At 61.4% G+C, this 17,060-nt stretch carries 17 protein-coding genes and 1 pseudogene; 16 read left to right on the top strand and 2 right to left on the bottom strand.

The window, feature by feature from the left end:
- Positions 1-682: 682 nt before the first annotated feature.
- Positions 683-886, top strand: a pseudogene (locus A3AG_RS34560) (hypothetical protein); the annotation flags it as partial.
- Here A3AG_RS34560 and A3AG_RS0116880 read toward each other — a convergent pair.
- Entirely contained in the window at positions 802-2,283 is a 1,482-nt protein-coding gene (locus A3AG_RS0116880) for a CoA-acylating methylmalonate-semialdehyde dehydrogenase (RefSeq protein WP_035849042.1), read from the bottom strand. The pseudogene A3AG_RS34560 and the gene A3AG_RS0116880 overlap by 85 nt on opposite strands.
- Positions 2,284-2,497: 214 nt before the next feature.
- Here A3AG_RS0116880 and A3AG_RS0116875 point away from each other — a divergent pair, with 214 nt between their 5' ends.
- From A3AG_RS0116875 to A3AG_RS0116810, 14 genes are all read left to right on the top strand, one after another.
- Positions 2,498-3,463, top strand: a complete 966-nt coding sequence (locus tag A3AG_RS0116875) for a LysR family transcriptional regulator (protein ID WP_018006561.1) — start codon at positions 2,498-2,500, stop codon at positions 3,461-3,463.
- 156 nt (positions 3,464-3,619) lie between these two features.
- The gene (locus A3AG_RS0116870) at positions 3,620-4,354 is read left to right on the top strand and encodes a succinate dehydrogenase/fumarate reductase iron-sulfur subunit (protein ID WP_018006560.1); all 735 of its coding nucleotides are present in this window, start codon (positions 3,620-3,622) and stop codon (positions 4,352-4,354) included.
- Between the two features lie 2 nt (positions 4,355-4,356).
- On the top strand, positions 4,357-4,692 hold the full coding sequence (locus A3AG_RS0116865; RefSeq protein ID WP_018006559.1) for a succinate dehydrogenase membrane anchor: 336 nt from the start codon (positions 4,357-4,359) through the stop codon (positions 4,690-4,692).
- Positions 4,689-5,036 (top strand): succinate dehydrogenase/fumarate reductase transmembrane subunit, encoded by a 348-nt coding sequence (locus A3AG_RS0116860; RefSeq protein WP_018006558.1) that lies wholly within the window; start codon positions 4,689-4,691, stop codon positions 5,034-5,036. Before A3AG_RS0116865 ends, A3AG_RS0116860 begins: the two co-directional genes overlap by 4 nt.
- Positions 5,037-6,785, top strand: a complete 1,749-nt coding sequence (locus A3AG_RS0116855) for an L-aspartate oxidase (RefSeq protein WP_018006557.1) — start codon at positions 5,037-5,039, stop codon at positions 6,783-6,785.
- 12 nt (positions 6,786-6,797) lie between these two features.
- Positions 6,798-7,733 carry a fumarate hydratase gene (locus tag A3AG_RS0116850; protein ID WP_018006556.1) on the top strand — a complete coding sequence of 312 codons (936 nt, stop codon included), beginning with the start codon at positions 6,798-6,800 and terminating at the stop codon, positions 7,731-7,733.
- Entirely contained in the window at positions 7,727-8,410 is a 684-nt protein-coding gene (locus A3AG_RS0116845; RefSeq protein ID WP_018006555.1) for a fumarate hydratase C-terminal domain-containing protein, read from the top strand. Before A3AG_RS0116850 ends, A3AG_RS0116845 begins: the two co-directional genes overlap by 7 nt.
- A gap of 34 nt (positions 8,411-8,444) precedes the next feature.
- Complete coding sequence (locus A3AG_RS0116840; RefSeq protein ID WP_018006554.1) at positions 8,445-9,278, top strand: amidohydrolase family protein; 834 nt, start codon at positions 8,445-8,447, stop codon at positions 9,276-9,278.
- 78 nt (positions 9,279-9,356) lie between these two features.
- Positions 9,357-10,271 carry a LysR family transcriptional regulator gene (locus A3AG_RS0116835; protein ID WP_018006553.1) on the top strand — a complete coding sequence of 305 codons (915 nt, stop codon included), beginning with the start codon at positions 9,357-9,359 and terminating at the stop codon, positions 10,269-10,271.
- Positions 10,272-10,273: 2 nt separating this feature from the next.
- On the top strand, positions 10,274-10,435 hold the full coding sequence (locus A3AG_RS33440; RefSeq protein ID WP_018006552.1) for a LysR family transcriptional regulator: 162 nt from the start codon (positions 10,274-10,276) through the stop codon (positions 10,433-10,435).
- Positions 10,436-10,800: 365 nt separating this feature from the next.
- Entirely contained in the window at positions 10,801-11,748 is a 948-nt protein-coding gene (locus A3AG_RS0116825; RefSeq protein WP_018006551.1) for a tripartite tricarboxylate transporter substrate binding protein, read from the top strand.
- 101 nt (positions 11,749-11,849) lie between these two features.
- Complete coding sequence (locus A3AG_RS0116820) at positions 11,850-12,629, top strand: sulfite exporter TauE/SafE family protein (RefSeq protein WP_240071515.1); 780 nt, start codon at positions 11,850-11,852, stop codon at positions 12,627-12,629.
- A 150-nt stretch (positions 12,630-12,779) separates the two neighbouring features.
- Positions 12,780-13,433, top strand: a complete 654-nt coding sequence (locus A3AG_RS31725; protein WP_157625333.1) for a carboxymuconolactone decarboxylase family protein — start codon at positions 12,780-12,782, stop codon at positions 13,431-13,433.
- Positions 13,434-13,528: 95 nt separating this feature from the next.
- Positions 13,529-14,509, top strand: a complete 981-nt coding sequence (locus tag A3AG_RS0116810) for a Bug family tripartite tricarboxylate transporter substrate binding protein (RefSeq protein ID WP_018006548.1) — start codon at positions 13,529-13,531, stop codon at positions 14,507-14,509.
- 12 nt (positions 14,510-14,521) lie between these two features.
- On the opposite strand, the gene A3AG_RS0116805 is transcribed toward A3AG_RS0116810, so the two are convergent.
- Positions 14,522-15,511, bottom strand: coding sequence for a LysR family transcriptional regulator (locus tag A3AG_RS0116805; RefSeq protein ID WP_018006547.1), 990 nt, complete (start codon positions 15,509-15,511; stop codon positions 14,522-14,524).
- A gap of 262 nt (positions 15,512-15,773) precedes the next feature.
- Here A3AG_RS0116805 and A3AG_RS0116800 point away from each other — a divergent pair, with 262 nt between their 5' ends.
- The gene (locus A3AG_RS0116800) at positions 15,774-17,051 is read left to right on the top strand and encodes an SLC5/6 family protein (protein WP_018006546.1); all 1,278 of its coding nucleotides are present in this window, start codon (positions 15,774-15,776) and stop codon (positions 17,049-17,051) included.
- Positions 17,052-17,060: the final 9 nt, after the last annotated feature.

The raw sequence follows: 17,060 nt of genomic DNA, 5'->3' as shown, positions 1-17,060 counted from the left end.
GGCTGGAAGAATGCGGGTGGTTAGCTGCCGTGGCCGGCAGTGCCTTCAGCTCCGCACGGGGAAGAAAATATGGTCCGATAACGCGCCGTTGCCGACGGAGAAAGGCAGCGGCGCTGGCGCGCCAGCCGCTGGCAGTACGGTTCAAACGCCGGTATAGGCCGGCGGGCGCCGCTCGGAGGATGCTGCGATGCCCTCGTGTGAATCGCGCGTGATCAGCATTTATCGCTGGAGGTCAGATTCGTCGAGCAGCGTGTCTTCCGGTGCTGGCCAGCACGGCGCGGCGGGCGGCCACGACGGCCAGTGGGCCGCCCGTTCCGACTGGCCGGGCAGGTGACAATCGACCGACTGCACGCCCGTAAATCCCCTTATAGGAGCCCAACCGACCTTCGGACGTCCGTGGTAAACACGGTGTCGACGTCTGTAAATGGCCGATCTCGGTCGGATGCCCGCCCGACAATGGAAACGGTCCTGCCCAGCCCTTAGCGGCCATCGGCGGCGGCCGTGGCGGCTTCCTCCGCGCTGACGACTTGATTCGCCTCAGCGGCGACGGCAGCCCACCATGGCCCACCTTCGCGGTCGCTTGCTCTGGGTCGATCGCGCGTCGATAGATGGCTTTGGCGTTGACTAAGCCTGGCAGTCCTTACTGGCAATCTTCACCAGCCTCACGAACTAGGTCTAGCGTTCCGGCCATTTGAAGCAGTACTTCCAGAAAGGAACCGATCTCTCGGTCTATTCGCAAGCCGAGTTCAACGCCATTGCCAGGCGGCTCAACGAACGCCCGCGCAAGGCGTTAATGCTTTTTCACTTCGCCGTCGGCATTGCAAATTCGGCGCCGCGTGACATATCAGCAGGCCATCGCTGCATCACGCTCTTCTGGCGCGTGTAGAAACGCACGCCTTCCTCGCCGTACGCGTGCATGTCACCGAACAGCGAACGCTTCCATCCGCCAAAACCGTGCCAGGCCATCGGCACCGGGATCGGCACGTTGATGCCTACCATGCCGACCTCGATTCGGCGTGCGAACTCGCGGGCCACCTGGCCGTCGCGCGTGTAGCAGGCGACGCCATTGCCGAATTCATGCGCATTGACCAGCTTGACCGCCTGGGCGAAGTCGTCCACGCGCACGCATGACAGCACCGGGCCGAAGATCTCTTCCTTGTAGATTCGCATGTCGGGGGACACGTTATCGAACAAGGTGCCGCCTGTGAAGAAGCCTTGCTCGTGTCCCGTCACCTTGCAGTTGCGGCCATCGACTACCAGCCGGGCCCCTTCATCGACCCCGAGCGCGACGTAGTTCTCGATGCGCTCGAGCGCCTGGCCCGTGATCACCGGACCCATCTCGGCATCAGGATCCATGCCGTTCCTGATGACCAGCTCGCGCGTACGTGCCGCGAGCTTCGGCATGATCTTGTCGGCGATGTCACCCACCAGGACAGCGACGGAAATTGCCATGCAGCGCTCGCCGGCCGATCCAAAGGCGGCACCGATCAGGCCATCCACGGCTTGATCGAGGTCCGCATCGGGCATCACCACCATATGGTTCTTCGCGCCGCCCAGCGCCTGTACGCGCTTGCCGAGCTTGGCGCCGGTCTCGTAGATATAGTTGGCGATCGGCGTCGAGCCGACGAAGCTGACGGCCCTGACGTCGGCGTGATGCAGCAGGGCGTCGACCACGACCTTGTCGCCCTGGATCACGTTGAACACGCCATCGGATAGCCCCGCCTGCTGCAGCAGCCTGGCCATGAATAGCGATGCCGACGGATCGCGTTCGCTGGGCTTGAGCACGAAGCAGTTGCCCGCCGCGATGGCCACCGGAAACATCCAGCACGGCACCATGCATGGGAAGTTGAACGGCGTGATTCCCGCGACGACGCCGAGCGGCTGGCGCAGCGTCCAGTTGTCCATGCCGGTCGAGACCTGATCCGTGTAATCGCCTTTGAGTAGCTGCGGGATGCCGCAGGCAAACTCGATGATGTCGATGCCACGGCTGACTTCACCCTGGGCATCACTGAAGACCTTGCCGTGCTCGGCGGTGATGATGGCGGCCAGTTCGTCCTTGTGACGGTTCATGAGCTCCAGGAACTTCAGCATTACGCGGGCGCGGCGGATCGGCGGCGTGTCAGCCCACTTCGAGAACGCGGCAAGCGCGCTGGCGACGGCGGCATCCACGTCCCCAGGGCTGCCCAGTCGAACGCTGCGCGCGACCGCGCCCGTGGCGGGATTGAACACAGCCTGCGAGCGCGTGCCGGCACCGGCATAGGGCGCTCCGGCTACAAAGTGCATAACTTCCGCGGATGAGTTGTAGGGAGCGGTCACAAGGATCTCCTGGCGTCGTGGGTGGGTCGAAATCCACCGCGTTGAAGGATGACCGCAGTGTAGGTAGCAGGATCTGGCCCGGGTAGCGGCCCGGGCCCAAACTCACTGTTCAGGAAATTTGCCTACGCCCATGTTATAGCTGTGAAATATGAGGCCGGGATGGCCTGGACAGGGAGCAACTATGCGGCAGGGTGATGTAGAGGGCCTTTGGGAACACCTGCATTGGCTCATGGTGTTGCATCAACAAGGTAGTTTCAGCAAGGCGGCGGCCCGCCTTGGTGTGAGCAAGGCGTCCATGAGCCAGCATATTGCTGACCTGGAAAGGTCGGCAGGCATCATGCTGGTTCAGCGCACGACACGCAGCGCCACGCTGACCGATGCAGGCAGGCAACTGGTGGATTCGATGCGCGGTGCGTTCGAGCAGATCTCCGCTGGCTTTGCCAACGTGCGAGACCTCGCCGGAGCTCCGCGCGGACTTTTGAGAGTGACCGCGCCGGTTGCGTTTTCCAGGCAACAGTTGGTGCCGCGGCTACCGGAATTTCTGCGGCAGTATCCGCAAATCCAGATCGAACTGGATATGTCGGACCGCCTGCGTTCGCTGGCTCAGGAAGGTTATGACATCGCGGTGCGCCACACGACCGCGCCACCGGAAACCCATGTCGCCTGGACCCTGTCTGCCACGCGTATCGTGCTGGTGGCAAGCCGATCCTATCTGCGCGCCAACGGTACGCCAGAAATCCCCGAGGCACTCGTTGACCATGCCTGCCTGCATTACCCCCGGCAGCATGGCACCGCGACCTGGACCTTCGTACGGACCGGCCCGGATGAACCCTCCCCCCATGCCGACCCGGTGACCGTGGCGGTCAACGGACCGCTGGCGGTCAACAACAGCGAGGCCTTGCGTGACGCCGCCATCGAAGGGCTTGGCATTGCGCTGCTGCCGGATTTCAGTGCCCAGTCGGCACTCGACACTGGCCGGCTTATCGAGGTGCTGCCCGAGTGGCGTGCAACGGGGGCTTTCGGTGATTGGCTCTATGCGATCCGGCCATACTCCGCCCATGCATCGAGGGTCTCGCAAGTCTTCGTCGACTATCTACGCGAGAGCTTTTCGAAGGGATTCACCTCAACGCCGCCTGCCCTGGTCTGACCCTGTGGAAAACAGGTCTGGCTTTATCCACTTTTTGCGATTTACTTCAAAAAATATCAAGCTAAATATTATTGCTTCATAAATATCGATTACTTAGACTTCTCTCAACCCATCCATCAGAGCAACGGCCAGGCACGGTCGAAACGGGAGAGAGGCATGGAGGCAACAACAGCCACGAAACGCACGCTGACGGTACGCATTGCGCGTGGCACCGACGAGAGCAGTCTCACCACCTATGAGGTGCCGTGGCGCGAGAACCAGACCGTGCTCGACGTGGTCACCGAGGTTCAGCGCCACATGGATTCGACACTGTCGTACCGCTTCGCATGCCGGGTCGGTGTGTGCGGATCGTGCGCGATGACGGTGAACGGGCGGCCACGCTGGACCTGCCGAACCCATGTGAGCCGCGTGGAGGAGGACGGCGTGATCGTGATCGAGCCGCTGCGCAACATGCCTCGCATCAAGGACCTGGTGGTAGACATGTCCGAGTTCTTCGACAAGTGGAAGAAGGCGGGTAACACCTTTGTCGGGACCGCCACGCGCAACGATCCACCAGCCGCGGTTTCGCCCGCCAGCCGCAAGCGCAAGATGGCCGATGCTGCCATTGAATGCATCAATTGCGGTGTTTGCTATGCCGCCTGCGACGTGGTGTCGTGGGACAAGGAATACCTGGGCCCTGCGGCACTGAACCGGGCATGGACGCTGTTCAACGACGAACGCCATGCCGACCCGAAGGGCGTGCTCAAGCAAGCGACTTCGGGCAGCGGTTGCCATTCCTGCCACACGCAAGGCAACTGCATGACGCACTGTCCGGTCAGCCTGAGCCCGACCGGCAGCATCGCCGGGCTCAAGAAGAACGCACTGCTGCAGTTCCTGAAGGGAGGGGACTGACCATGGAGTCGCGCCTGTTTGCATTGCAGCGCCTGACGGCCATGATCATGGCGCCGTTCGTGCTCGTGCATCTGGCGGTCATTCTCTATGCCGTACGGGGAGGACTGACCGCCGCCGAGATCCTGTCACGCACGCAAGGAAGCTGGATCTGGATTCCTTTCTATTCGCTGTTCGTGCTGAGCGTCGCGGTTCACGTGCCGATCGGCATGCGCAACATCCTGATCGAATGGGGGCGGCTCAGTCGCGGCGAAGCGTCCTCGCTTGGGCTGCTGTTCGGACTGTCGCTGCTGTGGATGGGGCTGCGTGCCGTGGCGGCGGTGGGAGGCTTGTTGTCATGAAATCACCGCGCAATCACCGCGCCTACTGGGCCTTTCTGGGGCATCGCCTGTCCGGACTCGCTCTGGGCATCTTTTTACCGGCGCACTTCTACGTTCTGGGCCTCGCCCTCGACCAGCGTGCGCGCATGGACGCCTTCCTGAAGTTTGCCGACATGGGCGCGGTGAAGTTCGGCGAATGGGGGCTGGTGCTGCTGCTGTCCGTGCACATGTGCTTTGGCCTGCGGCTGCTGGCACTGGAACTGCTGCCATGGAGCTCGACCCGTGACGCTCGCCTGTCCTGGATCAGCTGGGGTGGCGCGCTGTCCCTGCTGGTCGGCGTGATCTTTGCCCTGGGGGTAATCTGAATGCAAATCGAACACCACAAGACGGACATCCTGATCCTCGGTACTGGCGGAGCAGGCCTGTTCGCCGCGTTGCACGCGAAGAAGGCGAATCCGGCGCTAAAGGTATCCGTGGCCGTAAAGGGTCTGTTAGGCAAGTGCGGGTGCACGCGCATGGTCCAAGGTGGCTACAACGTGGCGCTTTCCGCCGGGGACTCGGTCGAGCGCCATTTCATGGATACCATCGAAGGCGGCAAGTGGCTGCCCCGCCAAGACCTTGCCTGGCGGCTGGTCGAAGGGGCGGTCGAGCGGGTGCGCGAGCTCGAGAACGAGATCGGTTGCTTCTTTGACCGCAATCCGGACGGCACCCTGCACCAGAAGGCTTTCGCCGGGCAGAGCTTCGACCGCACCGTACACAAGGCCGACCTGACCGGCATCGAGATTATCAACCGCCTGATGGAACAGGTGCGTGCGCTCGATGTGGAAGAGATGGAGGAGCACCGGGCCATTGAGCTGATACCCGCCGCGGATGGGTCGGGCATCGCCGGCGTGCTGTTCATCGATATGCGACGCGGCAGCTACCGCTTCGTGCAGGCCAAGGCAGTGTTGCTGGCCACGGGCGCCGGCCCGACCATGTACCGCTATCACACTCCGTCCGGCGACAAGACCTGTGATGGCCTGGCGATGGCAATGCGCTACGGCCTGAGCCTGCGCGACATGGAAATGGTGCAATTTCACCCCACCGGCTTGCTGGGCGGACCGGACACCCGCATGACCGGCACGGTGCTGGAGGAGGGCTTGCGTGGTGCGGGGGGGTGGCTGCTCAACGGCGATGGCGACCGCTTCATGACTCGCTATGATGCGCGCGGCGAGCGTGCCACGCGCGATGTGGTGAGTCGCGGCATCTATGCCGAAATGCGTGCCGGCAGGACTGGACCGATGGGCGGCGTATATATCCAGATGAGCCACCTTGGCGCCGAGAAGGTCGCCACGACATTTCCCGGGATGGTCAATCGCTGCAAGGATTGTGGTTTCGATCTGGCCGGCGGCCGGGTCGAGGTCGTTCCGACAGCCCACTACCTGATGGGCGGCGTGGAATTCAATGTCGATGGCAGCACTGCATCGCCAGGCCTGTTTGCCGCGGGCGAGGATTGTGGCGGCGTCCACGGCGCCAACCGGCTGGGCGGCAACGGCGTGGCGAATTCGACGGTCTTCGGTGGTATCGCCGGCGATTCGATGGCCGCCTATGCTTCGGGCGTGCAGCATTGGAAAGAACCGGACAAGCGCGTCATTGCCAGTGGCATCGAGCGGGCGGAGTACCCGTTCGCCAGATCGCCCGGAGCGATTCACGAACTGCGCGACGCGCTGGCGCAGACCATGTGGGACGACGTCGGGGTCTTGCGCAACGAAGCGGCCATGCGCCGCGGCCTGGATTCGTTGGCATCGCACGGCGAGGCATTGATGGCCATGGGGGTTGCCGATGGCGACCGCCGCTACAACGTGACCTGGCATGACTGGATGAACCTGCAAAGCCTGGTGGACATCTCCCGCGTGATCACGGTGTCCGCGCTGGCGCGCGAGAACAGTCGTGGTGCGCATTTCCGCGAGGACTTCCCCGAGCCGGGTGACCTGCACAGCAGCCGCTATACCCGGGTGACGGCCGACGGCGATAGCCTTCGCCTGGATATGGTCCCTGTGAAGTTCGACATCGTCCGGCCCGGCACCTCCCTGATTGCCGCTGAGGCCGGTCAACCCCCCAAAGTTGCAGCATAGAGGACCGCTACGATGACCATTTCCATCGACCGGGTCGAGGAAGCCGCGTTCGAGATCATGAAGCGGGCCGCGATCGAGATCCCCCAGGACTACAAGCAAGGCATCAAGGCCTTGCAGCAGACGGAAACCGGAAAGCTGCCGCGCTTTGTCATTCACGCGATGCAGGACAACTGGGAAGCCGCGGACCAGGACCGGCGGCCCATGTGCGCTGACACCGGACTGCCGCGCTACTACGTCAAGGTCGGCAACAACGCTACCGTGGAGCGTGGCTTCGTGGCGGTCGAGCGTGCCCTGCGCAAGGCCACGGCGGACGCGACGCAGGCCGTACCGCTGCGCCCGAATCGCGTACACCCGCTATGGCGCACAGATAACAACAACAACGTCGGCATCAACGCGCCCGAGATCGAATGGTCCTTCGAGCCGGATGCCGACTGGGTCGATATCACGACAGTGCACAAGGGCGGTCTGTTCGGTACCGACTACCGGATGCTCTTCCCCGGCGATGGAATCGACGGCATCAAGCGCTTCGTGCTCGATACCCTGATCGCTTTCGGCAAACGCGGCTTGGCATGCCAGCCGGCCATCGTTGGTATCGGGCTGGGCGGGTCCAAGGACACCTGCATGCAGCTCGGCAAGCAGGCGGCATGCCTGCGCGTCGTCGGAAATCGCAATCCGGATCCGAAAATCGCCGAACTGGAGCTGGAGCTGATGAAGCTTGGCAATTCAATCGGCATGGGTGCCATGGGCTTCGTCGGCTCTTCGATGGTGGTCGATTGCCATATCGAGGTCGGCCACACCCATACCGGCGGCATGCCGATCAGCCTGCACACCTTCTGTCTGTCGTCGCGCCGTGCGACGGCACGGATCCATGCCAACGGCGACATCGCATATCGCACGGACCCCCAGTGGTTCACCCCATACCTGCGCAGGGAGACGGTCGAATGGTAAGCCCCAAGGACGATGAACTGAAAGTCTTCCACATCAACTTGCCGGCCACGACGGCGGATATCGCCAGGCTTGAACTGGGAGCGGCCGTCTATTTGAGCGGCCTGGTCTATACCGCGCGAGAGGGCGTCTACAAGAAGGTCCTGGATGAAGGCCTTGACCTGCCGGTTGAGCTCAGGGGCCTGAGCAATGTCAATTTCCATTGCTCTCCGGCCGCGGCCCCGGCCGGTGACGGCGGCTACAACGTCGGGGCAGTGACGGCGACAGCCAGTTTCCGGTTTTCTAAGTGGATTCCGAAATGGCTGGAGAAGACCGACTGCCGGATCTTTATCGGCAAGGGCGGCATGCCCGCCGAGGATTACAAGCGGGTCATGGCACCCGGCGGGGCGATCTATCTGACGACAGTGGGATATGGCACCGGCGCGCTGCTGGGACGGGGCATCAAGCGGGTGAAGGATGTGTTCTGGCTCGACGAGCTGGGCATTGCCCAGGCAATGTGGATGTTCGAAGTCGAGAACTTTGGCCCGTTTATCGTGGAAAGCGACCTGGAGGGTAACTCGCTGTTTGCGCAGCATGCCGAAGTGATCAATGCCGGCATCGAGAAGCTATACGCCGGCCTCAAGCCCCCGGCATTGCACCGCTATGGCGAGACCGACGACCGCAAGAACGAAGTGATGTAACGCAAGCTCTCCACCAGTCAACGAGGAACAGAACATGATTATCGATTTCCGTCTCCGCCCGCCGCTCGGTGGCTTCCTTGACACCCTGATGTACTCGGCAGGAGAGCGCCGCGATGGCTTTACCCGGACCGTCGGCTTCGAGCCGTCGCCCGCCGCGCAGCAGAAGTCGATGGACCTGCTGATGCAGGAGATGGACGGCGCCGGCGTCGACAAGGGCGTCGTGGTGGGGCGCCTTGCCGGCACCTTGGGGAGCGTGTCGAATGCCGATGTGGAGCAGATCGTGCGGGAATACCCGGGGCGCTTCATCGGGGCGGCGTCCATCGACCCGACCCAGCGCGTGGCGGCGTGCCAGACCATCTCCGATGCCATTGCCGCAGGCTTCAAGGCCATCAACATCGAACCAGGCGCCTATCCCATACCGATGTATGCGGATGACAGACGGCTGTATCCGATCTACGCCCACTGCGAAGATCTGGATGTGCCGGTCATCTTGATGGTGGGCGGCACGGCCGGGCCGGACCTGAGTTATTCGGACCCTGTGCGGACCGATCGTGTGCTGTCTGACTTTCCGCGGCTGAGCGTGGTGGTAGTCCACGGCGGCTGGCCTTGGGTCACGGAGATTTTGCACATTGCGTTCCGACGTCCGAACCTGTACTTGTCCCCGGACATGTACTTCTCGCGGATGCCGGGGTGGGAGGACTACGTGAAGGCCGCCGATACCTTCCTGTCAGACCGGATGCTGTATGCAAGCTCGTTCCCGTTCTGCCCGGTGCGCGATTACAAGCAGTGGTTCGAAACGCTGCCGATTCGCCCCGGCAATCTGGAAAGAATCATGGGCGCAAACGCCCGTCGTCTGTTGAAGCTGTAGGCACGCGGCGCACGTCCATGCGGCAGAATGACGTCGCCACCGCGCCAGCGGGTCAAACCAACTATCGATTTGTCAGACATGGACGTTAAGACGCTCTATACGCTTGTAGCGATCGCAGACCGAGGCAGCTTTGCGGAAGCAGGCAACGCGATCGGCCTGTCACTGTCGGCCGTGAGCATGCAAATGCGCTCGCTTGAAGAGGAGCTCGGCATGACCATCTTCGATCGTAGCCGGCGGCCGCCGGTGCTGACGGACGCCGGGCTTGCGTTCACGAACCGGGCCCGCGACCTGCTGACACACTGGGAGAGCATGAGCGCGGCGCTCAAACGCGAAGCAGCGGGCGGCGTGCTCAAGCTCGGTTCGGTTCATACGTGCGTGTCGGGCGTACTGCCGCTCGCGCTCAAGCGGCTCCAGCAGCAAGGGCATCGCATTGACATCCATCTGACCACCGGCCTCACGCATGATCTCGAACGGGCGGTGTACCGGCGCCAGCTCGATGTCGCAGTCGTCACGGAACCCGAAGTGCCGCGCCTGGACCTTCAGTTCATGCCGTTCTTCAATGAGGAGTTCGTCGTCATCACCCATGCCACGACGCGTGGCGACTCGGACAAAGGCGTGCTTGAAACCACGCCCTATGTCCGGTTCAACCGTACCGCGCGGGTCGGTCTACTGGTCCAGGAAGAAATGGTGCGCCGGCAGATTGCGGTCCGGTCGACCATGGAGATCGACACGCTCGAAGGCGTCATCGCCATGGTCGCCAACGGCCTGGGTTCTTCTGTGGTGCCGGCGCGTGGCGTCGAGAACGAGTTCCCGGCGTCGATTCGCACCATCCCGTTCGGATCGCCGCCGCTGACCCGCCGGCTTGGCATTCTGGTGCCCCGTGACAATCCGCGTGCGCACCTGTCGAAGCTGTTGCTGGACGCGCTGACCGAGGTCACGACGCCGGCTGGCACGCCCGACAACGGCAGGCCGAAACTGGTCAGGAAGGGCTAGCCATGGCAGCGCTGCGATTCTCGCTGCGGCAACTGGAACTGTTCTCGGCCGTGGCCAGAACAGGCTCGACCGCGGCGGCGGGCGAGACCGCCGCGCTGTCGCAGTCGGCGGTCAGCTCCGCCGTGAACGACCTTGAGCAGATGCTGGGCGTGACGCTGGGATAGCCTAAAAAACAAAAACTCATCAGGGCCAATTGCGGATTCGCATTCTTGAAAATGCGAGGGGGGACGTATTTCCGAAAAAAACAATAACAAATTTAACTGATAAGGCTGATTGCAATAATCCGTTTCGTATCGATGAGGTTCGAAATTAGGATGGATCGAAACCGCAGCATTCAAATGCGATCGTCGAAGCCGTGACGGCGCCACAAAAGGAGACAGCGATGCAAGCATCAGGTACTGAACAGGCGTTTGGGCAATGGATCGGTCAGGCCAAGCAATGGCTGCGCCGCATGCGTCGGAATCGCCTTCCAACAGCGGGATTTGGCCACGCCGGCGCCAAACGGCACGGCACGTCCGTGGCAATGACCATGTTCGCGTTTGCCATCGCTCCCCTGTACATGGCGGGAGCGCATGCCGAGGAATGGCCGGCGAAGCCGGTGCGTCTGGTGGTGCCGTTTGCCTCCGGTGGCGCCACTGACCTGCTGGCGCGTGCCGTGGCTCTCGAACTGGGCAAGCAGTGGAAGCAGCCGGTGGTGGTGGACAACCGGCCCGGCGCCGGCGGGGCCGTCGGCGCGGAGATGGTAGCCAAGGCAAGCCCTGATGGCTATACGCTGCTGCTGGCTTCCGGCAGCATGTTCACGGTCAACCCGTTCATCTATCAGAAGCTACCGTATTCCGCCGAGAGCTTCGAGATGATCAGCAAGGTAGCCAGCGGGCCAATGGTTGTGACCGTCAATACGCAAGTGCCGGCAAAAACCATGACCGAGCTGATTGCCTATGCCAAGGCCAATCCCGGAAAGCTCACGTTCGCCTCGGCCGGTAATGGCAGCCAGGTACACATGGCCAGCGAGGCCTTCGCAGAGGCTGCCGGCATCGATGTGGTCCATGTGCCGTACAAGGGCGAGGGGCCGGCCTACGCGGACCTGATGGCCGGTACGGTCAACATGACCGTGGGCAATATCAACGCGATCTCGCCGCTGCTCAAGGGCGGCCGCTTGCGCGCGCTTGCCGTGACCGGCAAAGAACGCTCAACGCTGCTGCCCGATGTGCCGACGGCCGCCGAAGCCGGCTTGCAGGGGTTCACGTTCTACGGCTGGTTTGCGCTAATGGCACCGGCCGGTACGCCCAGAGCGTTGACTGCGAAGATGTATGCCGACTTGGAGAAGGCGGTGTCGGAGCCTGGCATGCAACGCTACCTGGCATCCCAGGGCATGGCCAGGACGCTCACGCCGAAGGGGCGGCTCCCCGAAGAGATCGCCCAGGAAGCCGGGCGCTGGAAGCTCCTGGTCGCGAAGCGGAAGATTGCTGCTAACTAGTGGTTGCAATGACGGGCGGACCAGCGCCCTGTGGGCAGGCGGATGACCCCGGCATCTATTCATCCGCCGCCCACCGCGCCCGGACCAGGATATAGCCAGGCATGGCAGCAACACTTTCGACAAGGCGACCGGCGACCATGGCGGCAGAACATTACGCAATCCTGGCTGCGACCATTGCGGCCGCCTACACGGTGTTCGGCCTGACAGGCTTTGGCGCGGCGATGGTCGCGGTACCCGTGCTGGTGCAATTCCTTCCGCTGCAGTTCGTAGTGCCAATGCTGCTGCTGCTCGATCTGGTGGCGACCGCCGTGGTGGGTGTGCGGAACCGGAGTTCGGTGTCGCACACCGAATTGTTTCGATTGCTTCCGTTCATGATGATCGGCGTGGCGCTGGGCACCACCGTGCTGGCAAAGCTCGAATCCCGCTGGCTGCTGGTGGGGCTCGGCCTGTTTGTGCTGGCCATGACGGCGCGCGCATTGATGGGTTCCTCCGGGCGCATGGCTGCCGCCGCAAAGGGGTGGTCAGTGCCGGCCGGTGTCATTGGTGGCGTATTCAGCGCCTTGTTTGGCACGGGCGGGCCAATCTACACGATGTATCTGGCGAGCCGTCTTCCTGAGATCGACGTGTTCCGGTCCACCATTGCGTCCGTGATCCTGTCCAGTGCGGTAGCTAGGCTGCTGGCGTTTGCCGGCGGCGGTCTCCTGCAACAAGACGAGCTATGGCGCAGTGCCGCGTTTGCCATGCCATTCAGTCTGGCCGGGTTGGCCGTGGGCTCCTGCCTGCGCCGGCGCATCGCGGCAGATGCCGTACGCCGTGCGCTGCTGGTGTTCCTCGGCGCCAGTGGCGCTTCGGTGCTGGTCCGCGGCCTGCTGATGCGATGACATCCTGTCTGCACAGCGCTCACCATAGCGGCTCACGCAGCGGTTGCAGCGGAGTATCCCATTCGCCATTGAGTTTTATTTCAATTGAGCATGGTTTTCCGGCGCGATAGCCTTGCGCGGGCGTATCACCATGAAAACGAGGAAGAGACTATGGCAGCAAGTGTCAAGGAAATCATCTCCGGGGTAAAAGGCCCGGCTTCGACCTATGTGCAGGCATTTGAGACGCACCGGTCCCACTTGCATGCGGCAGAAGATGGAGAAGCGGGATTGACCCCTCGCCAGCTGGCGCTGGTCCGGATCGCCATTGCCGTCGCAATTCCCTGCGCGGAAATGTTGCGGACCTGCAGGAACGAAGCAGAGGGGATCGTTGCGCGAGAGGAGATCGAGCAGGCAGTCAGTGTTGCCACGGCCTTGCGAGCCGGTGCCGCGGTCGCCTACGGCAGGCTGGCCTACAAGTACCTCAATGGCGATGAAGACTCCGCCGCTGTCTCTTCGGCTGTTTCCGAAATCAAGAAAGATCGTGAGTTGATGACCCAATTCCGCAAGTCATCGCCAGCGGATTTCGAGCGGCTGACGAAGATGCTCGGCGAGATGCACAAGGACGGGATGCCCCTGTCCAGGCTCGACTATGAATTGCTTGCTATCGGCTGCGCTACTATTACCCAGTGTGTGTATTGCATGGAGCGTCATGTTGATGCGGCGCGGCCGCTAGGTATCGTGCCAGCGCAGGTTGCGAAGGTGGTTCACCTGGCTGTGTCGGCCCGGATCGAAGCGTCGTTCCTCGCAGCCGGAGAGATACTGTAAAAACGGCCGCGAAGTGCAAGCTGGCTTATGGCATGGCTTGGCTTCGCGTGGCTCGGCATCCGTAGCAGGCCATTTTTTCGCTCGCGCATACCCGAATGATGAGTATCCTTCCCCAGCTTCGCGTAGCAACCTTGGTCTTCATTGGCGCCATGATGGCCTCCTCTGCGTTCGCCCAGTCATGGCCGACGAAGCCCGTCAGGCTTGTTGTGCCTTTCGCAGCAGGCGGCGCGACGGATGTCATTGCCCGATCTCTGGCGCAAAAGCTTGGCGACATATGGAAGCAGAGCGTCGTAGTGGATAACAGGCCTGGCGCAGGGGGCGGTGTCGCGGCGTCGCTGGTGGCAAAGTCTCCTGCAGACGGGTATACGATGATCCTCGTCGGCGGAAGTCAGCTGACGGTGAACCCGCACATCTATCGGCAATTGCCGTATAGCCCCTCAGACTTCACCATCATTGCCAATATAGCCAGAGGCCCCATGGTGATTGCTGTAGGGTCCGCTGTCCCCGCCCAGACTCTGAAGGACCTTGTGGCGCTTGCCAGATCAAGACCGGGCCAGCTGAATTTTGGATCTGCCGGCAATGGCACCCAGGTCCACATGGCGGGAGAAGCGTTTGCCGATGCCGCAAGGATCGATCTCAAGCACGTGCCCTATAAGGGCGAGGCTCCCGCGTTGAATGACCTGATGGGGGGGCAAGTGCAGGTTGTGGTTGGAAACATCGCAGCCGTATCTCCATTTGTGAACGCTGGCCGCATCAAGGCGCTGGCGATTACCGATAAAAGCCGCTCTCCCATGTTGCCGGAAGTGCCTACTGCAACCGAAGCTGGTGTTCCGGGCCTGGAAGATATTTCGGCATGGTTTGCGCTGCTAGTTCCAGCGGGTACGCCAGCAGACATTGAGCGCAAAATCCGGGCCGACACTGTCAAGGCGCTGCAAGACAACGAACTCAAGGCGAGACTGATGTCGCAGGGTATGCGTGCGGGGGGTGAAGATGCGTCGCAGATGAAGGCAATCATTGCAGCCGAATCGCAGAAGTGGGCCCGAATCGTCAAGCTGAAACAGCTCAGCGCAGACTGACCTGGCCCACGGCTAGGAACTGAGTGCGCGATCCCAGACGGGCACCTCGCCAATATCGGCAACCAGGAAGTCGATGAAGCTGCGAATGACAGCGCGCGCATAACGCGAGCGGTAGTACATCGCGTACAGCGAATGTGAGATCGCCGCCCGGTATTCCGGGACCACAAGCTTCAGGTGCCCCGACAGGATATCGTGGGAGACCAGATAGGTGGGCAGGCAAGCGACACCGTAGCCCTGCAACGCAGCCTCGCGCAGCGCCAGGCTGGAATTCGAGGTCAGCCTGGATGCGATGCCGATGTGCTGCACCATCGTTTCTCGCCGGAACGTCCATGCGCCATTCATGGTCATTTCCGGATAAACCAGGCATTGATGCCGCATCAGGTCGGAAGGTTCCAGAATCGCTTCATGCCTGGCCAGGTACGCTGGCGCAGCGCAATATACCCAGTGTATGGGTGCCAGCTTGCGAGCGGCGTAGCCCGAGTCGGTGTCGACCGTGATGCGCACCGCGACATCAAAGTTCTCTTCAGCGAGATTTACCAGCCGGTCGTCAAGTGTTACGCGCGCGTCCACATCCGGATATGCGCCGAGGTACCTGCCCACTATAGGGGTGAGTTGCTTGCTGCCGAACGCAATGGAGCAAGTCACCCTCAGTGTCCCTTCAAGGCGCTGGGACTGTCTGGTTGCATCAAGGGTGCTCTCTACGTCGGAGAGAATTCCGTTCGCCCGCTCCAGCATGATGCGACCACTATCCGTCAGCGTCATGCTGCGGGTCGTGCGCTTGACCAGCAATACGCCAAGTCGGTCTTCGAGCTGCGAAAGGCTCTTGCTCACGGCTGAAGGCGACAGATTGAGTTCTCTCGCAGCTGCGCTCAAGCTGCCCAGTTCGGCCACCCTGACAAACACAGTGATCTGTGTGAACGTTGCGAAGCTTTTAGACATATTTTCGGAGGCGCCGGCCTGGCAGCGTATGCGCGTCCCCTGTAGTGCTGAGGGCAGCATCATTCTATTCCGAAGCGTGACGCATCGCATCTACTTGGTTCGCGCCACCTACCCGGCGACGCCGGCATCTTTGACTTTCCATCAAAGATGGTTTGAAGGGAATTCGCTAACTGAATCGTCGAAAGTCCCTGAGAATGGATCGGGGTCGAAGGCGAAAGGAAGTGAGGACCACCAATCCGTATGCAAGCGTCGGTGTGCTGAAAAGCAAAGAAGGCCCGACTGCCGAACTGCTTTAAAAAATAGCTTGAGAAATTATGGAGGAGAAATGAGACAACTGACCATTTCTGCTGAGGAGATGCGCGTGCCGTTTACGCGCTACGACCTCGGCTGGGTCATCCTGTGTATCGGGATGGCCATTGGTGCCGGCGTGGTGTTTTTGCCGGTCCAGGTCGGGATCATGGGAGTGTGGGTATTCATTGCATCCGTCATCCTGGCCTATCCCGCGCTCTACATGATGCAGAACCTTTATTTGAGGACGCTGTCGGAGAGCGCGGACTGCGATAGCTATGTCAGCATCATTACCCATTACCTGGGTAAGAACTGGGGCTTCTTTCTAAGTATTGCTTATCTCCTCATGCTGCTGAAGGGGATGTTGACGTACTCGTTGGCCGTGACCTTCGATAGCGCCAAGTATTTGCAGACCTTCGGTATCACCACCCAGCTGCTGTCGGATAGTCCGCTGTACTCTCTGACGATTCTGGTTGTGCTGGTGCTGATCGCGGCGCAAGGTGAGCGGTTGCTGTTCAAGGTCTCCGGGCCATTGGTGATCGTGAAGCTCGCTATTGTCCTGCTTTTGGGCTTCGTCATGATCCCGCATTGGGACATCATGGGGAATCTTCCTTCGTTCCCCGAGTTGAAGAAGCTGGCGATCGACACCGTGCTGACTTTGCCGTTCACCGTGTTCTCGATTCTCTTCGTTCAGATACTGAGTCCGATGAACATTGCGTTCCGCAAGCAAGATTCAGATCCGCGCATCGCGACATACCGCGCGATCCGCGCGCACCGGGTGGCATATGTCGTGTTGGTGGTATCGGTGTTGTTCTTCGCCACTTCGTTCACGTTCTCGCTATCGCACGAACAGGCATTGTCTGCCAAGGCACAGAACATCTCCGCACTGGCCCTGGCAGGTAGTGTGATTCCTGGGGCTGACGTGTTGCTGATGACGACCGCGCTGAACGTGTTTGCCATCGTGACTGCATTCTTCGGCCTGTACCTGGGGATCGACGAGGCTGTTTCCGGCATCGCGATCAATGTGCTGTCCCGGTTCATTCCCAGGGAGAACATCAACAGAAAGGTGGTTTCAATCGGCACATCGGTCCTGATCGTGGGAGCGCTCTGGTTTTGGGTGCAATCAAAGTTCTCGATCCTTTTGCTACAGCAAATCGCCGCGCCCATCTACGGCGTCACCTCCTTCATTATCCCGTGCCTGCTTGTCTACAAGGTTCCTGCGCTACACGCCTACAAGTCCAAGTCGGTCTACTTCGTATTCTTCGTGGGTGTGGTCGTATGCATGACGCCCGTATTGAAGGCATTGGGGTACTGAAAACGCATG

The organism is Cupriavidus neocaledonicus (genome assembly GCF_000372525.1).
Taxonomy (GTDB): domain Bacteria; phylum Pseudomonadota; class Gammaproteobacteria; order Burkholderiales; family Burkholderiaceae; genus Cupriavidus; species Cupriavidus neocaledonicus.
This window is presented reverse-complemented; position numbering and strand designations above follow the sequence as displayed.

Bases quoted from the DNA above. Each gene is read 5' to 3' on its own strand.
- A3AG_RS0116870 (WP_018006560.1), top strand. From the start codon at position 3,620: ATGGAGGCAACAACAGCCACGAAACGCACGCTGACGGTACGCATTGCG.
- A3AG_RS0116875 (WP_018006561.1), top strand. From the start codon at position 2,498: ATGCGGCAGGGTGATGTAGAGGGCCTTTGGGAACACCTGCATTGGCTC.
- A3AG_RS33440 (WP_018006552.1), top strand. From the start codon at position 10,274: ATGGCAGCGCTGCGATTCTCGCTGCGGCAACTGGAACTGTTCTCGGCC.
- A3AG_RS0116805 (WP_018006547.1), bottom strand. From the start codon at position 15,511: ATGATGCTGCCCTCAGCACTACAGGGGACGCGCATACGCTGCCAGGCC.
- A3AG_RS0116810 (WP_018006548.1), top strand. From the start codon at position 13,529: ATGATGAGTATCCTTCCCCAGCTTCGCGTAGCAACCTTGGTCTTCATT.
- A3AG_RS0116820 (WP_240071515.1), top strand. From the start codon at position 11,850: ATGGCAGCAACACTTTCGACAAGGCGACCGGCGACCATGGCGGCAGAA.
- A3AG_RS0116825 (WP_018006551.1), top strand. From the start codon at position 10,801: ATGTTCGCGTTTGCCATCGCTCCCCTGTACATGGCGGGAGCGCATGCC.
- A3AG_RS0116880 (WP_035849042.1), bottom strand. From the start codon at position 2,283: ATGCACTTTGTAGCCGGAGCGCCCTATGCCGGTGCCGGCACGCGCTCG.
- A3AG_RS0116855 (WP_018006557.1), top strand. From the start codon at position 5,037: ATGCAAATCGAACACCACAAGACGGACATCCTGATCCTCGGTACTGGC.
- A3AG_RS0116835 (WP_018006553.1), top strand. From the start codon at position 9,357: ATGGACGTTAAGACGCTCTATACGCTTGTAGCGATCGCAGACCGAGGC.
- A3AG_RS31725 (WP_157625333.1), top strand. From the start codon at position 12,780: ATGGCAGCAAGTGTCAAGGAAATCATCTCCGGGGTAAAAGGCCCGGCT.
- A3AG_RS0116850 (WP_018006556.1), top strand. From the start codon at position 6,798: ATGACCATTTCCATCGACCGGGTCGAGGAAGCCGCGTTCGAGATCATG.
- A3AG_RS0116845 (WP_018006555.1), top strand. From the start codon at position 7,727: ATGGTAAGCCCCAAGGACGATGAACTGAAAGTCTTCCACATCAACTTG.
- A3AG_RS0116800 (WP_018006546.1), top strand. From the start codon at position 15,774: ATGAGACAACTGACCATTTCTGCTGAGGAGATGCGCGTGCCGTTTACG.
- A3AG_RS0116865 (WP_018006559.1), top strand. From the start codon at position 4,357: ATGGAGTCGCGCCTGTTTGCATTGCAGCGCCTGACGGCCATGATCATG.
- A3AG_RS0116860 (WP_018006558.1), top strand. From the start codon at position 4,689: ATGAAATCACCGCGCAATCACCGCGCCTACTGGGCCTTTCTGGGGCAT.
- A3AG_RS0116840 (WP_018006554.1), top strand. From the start codon at position 8,445: ATGATTATCGATTTCCGTCTCCGCCCGCCGCTCGGTGGCTTCCTTGAC.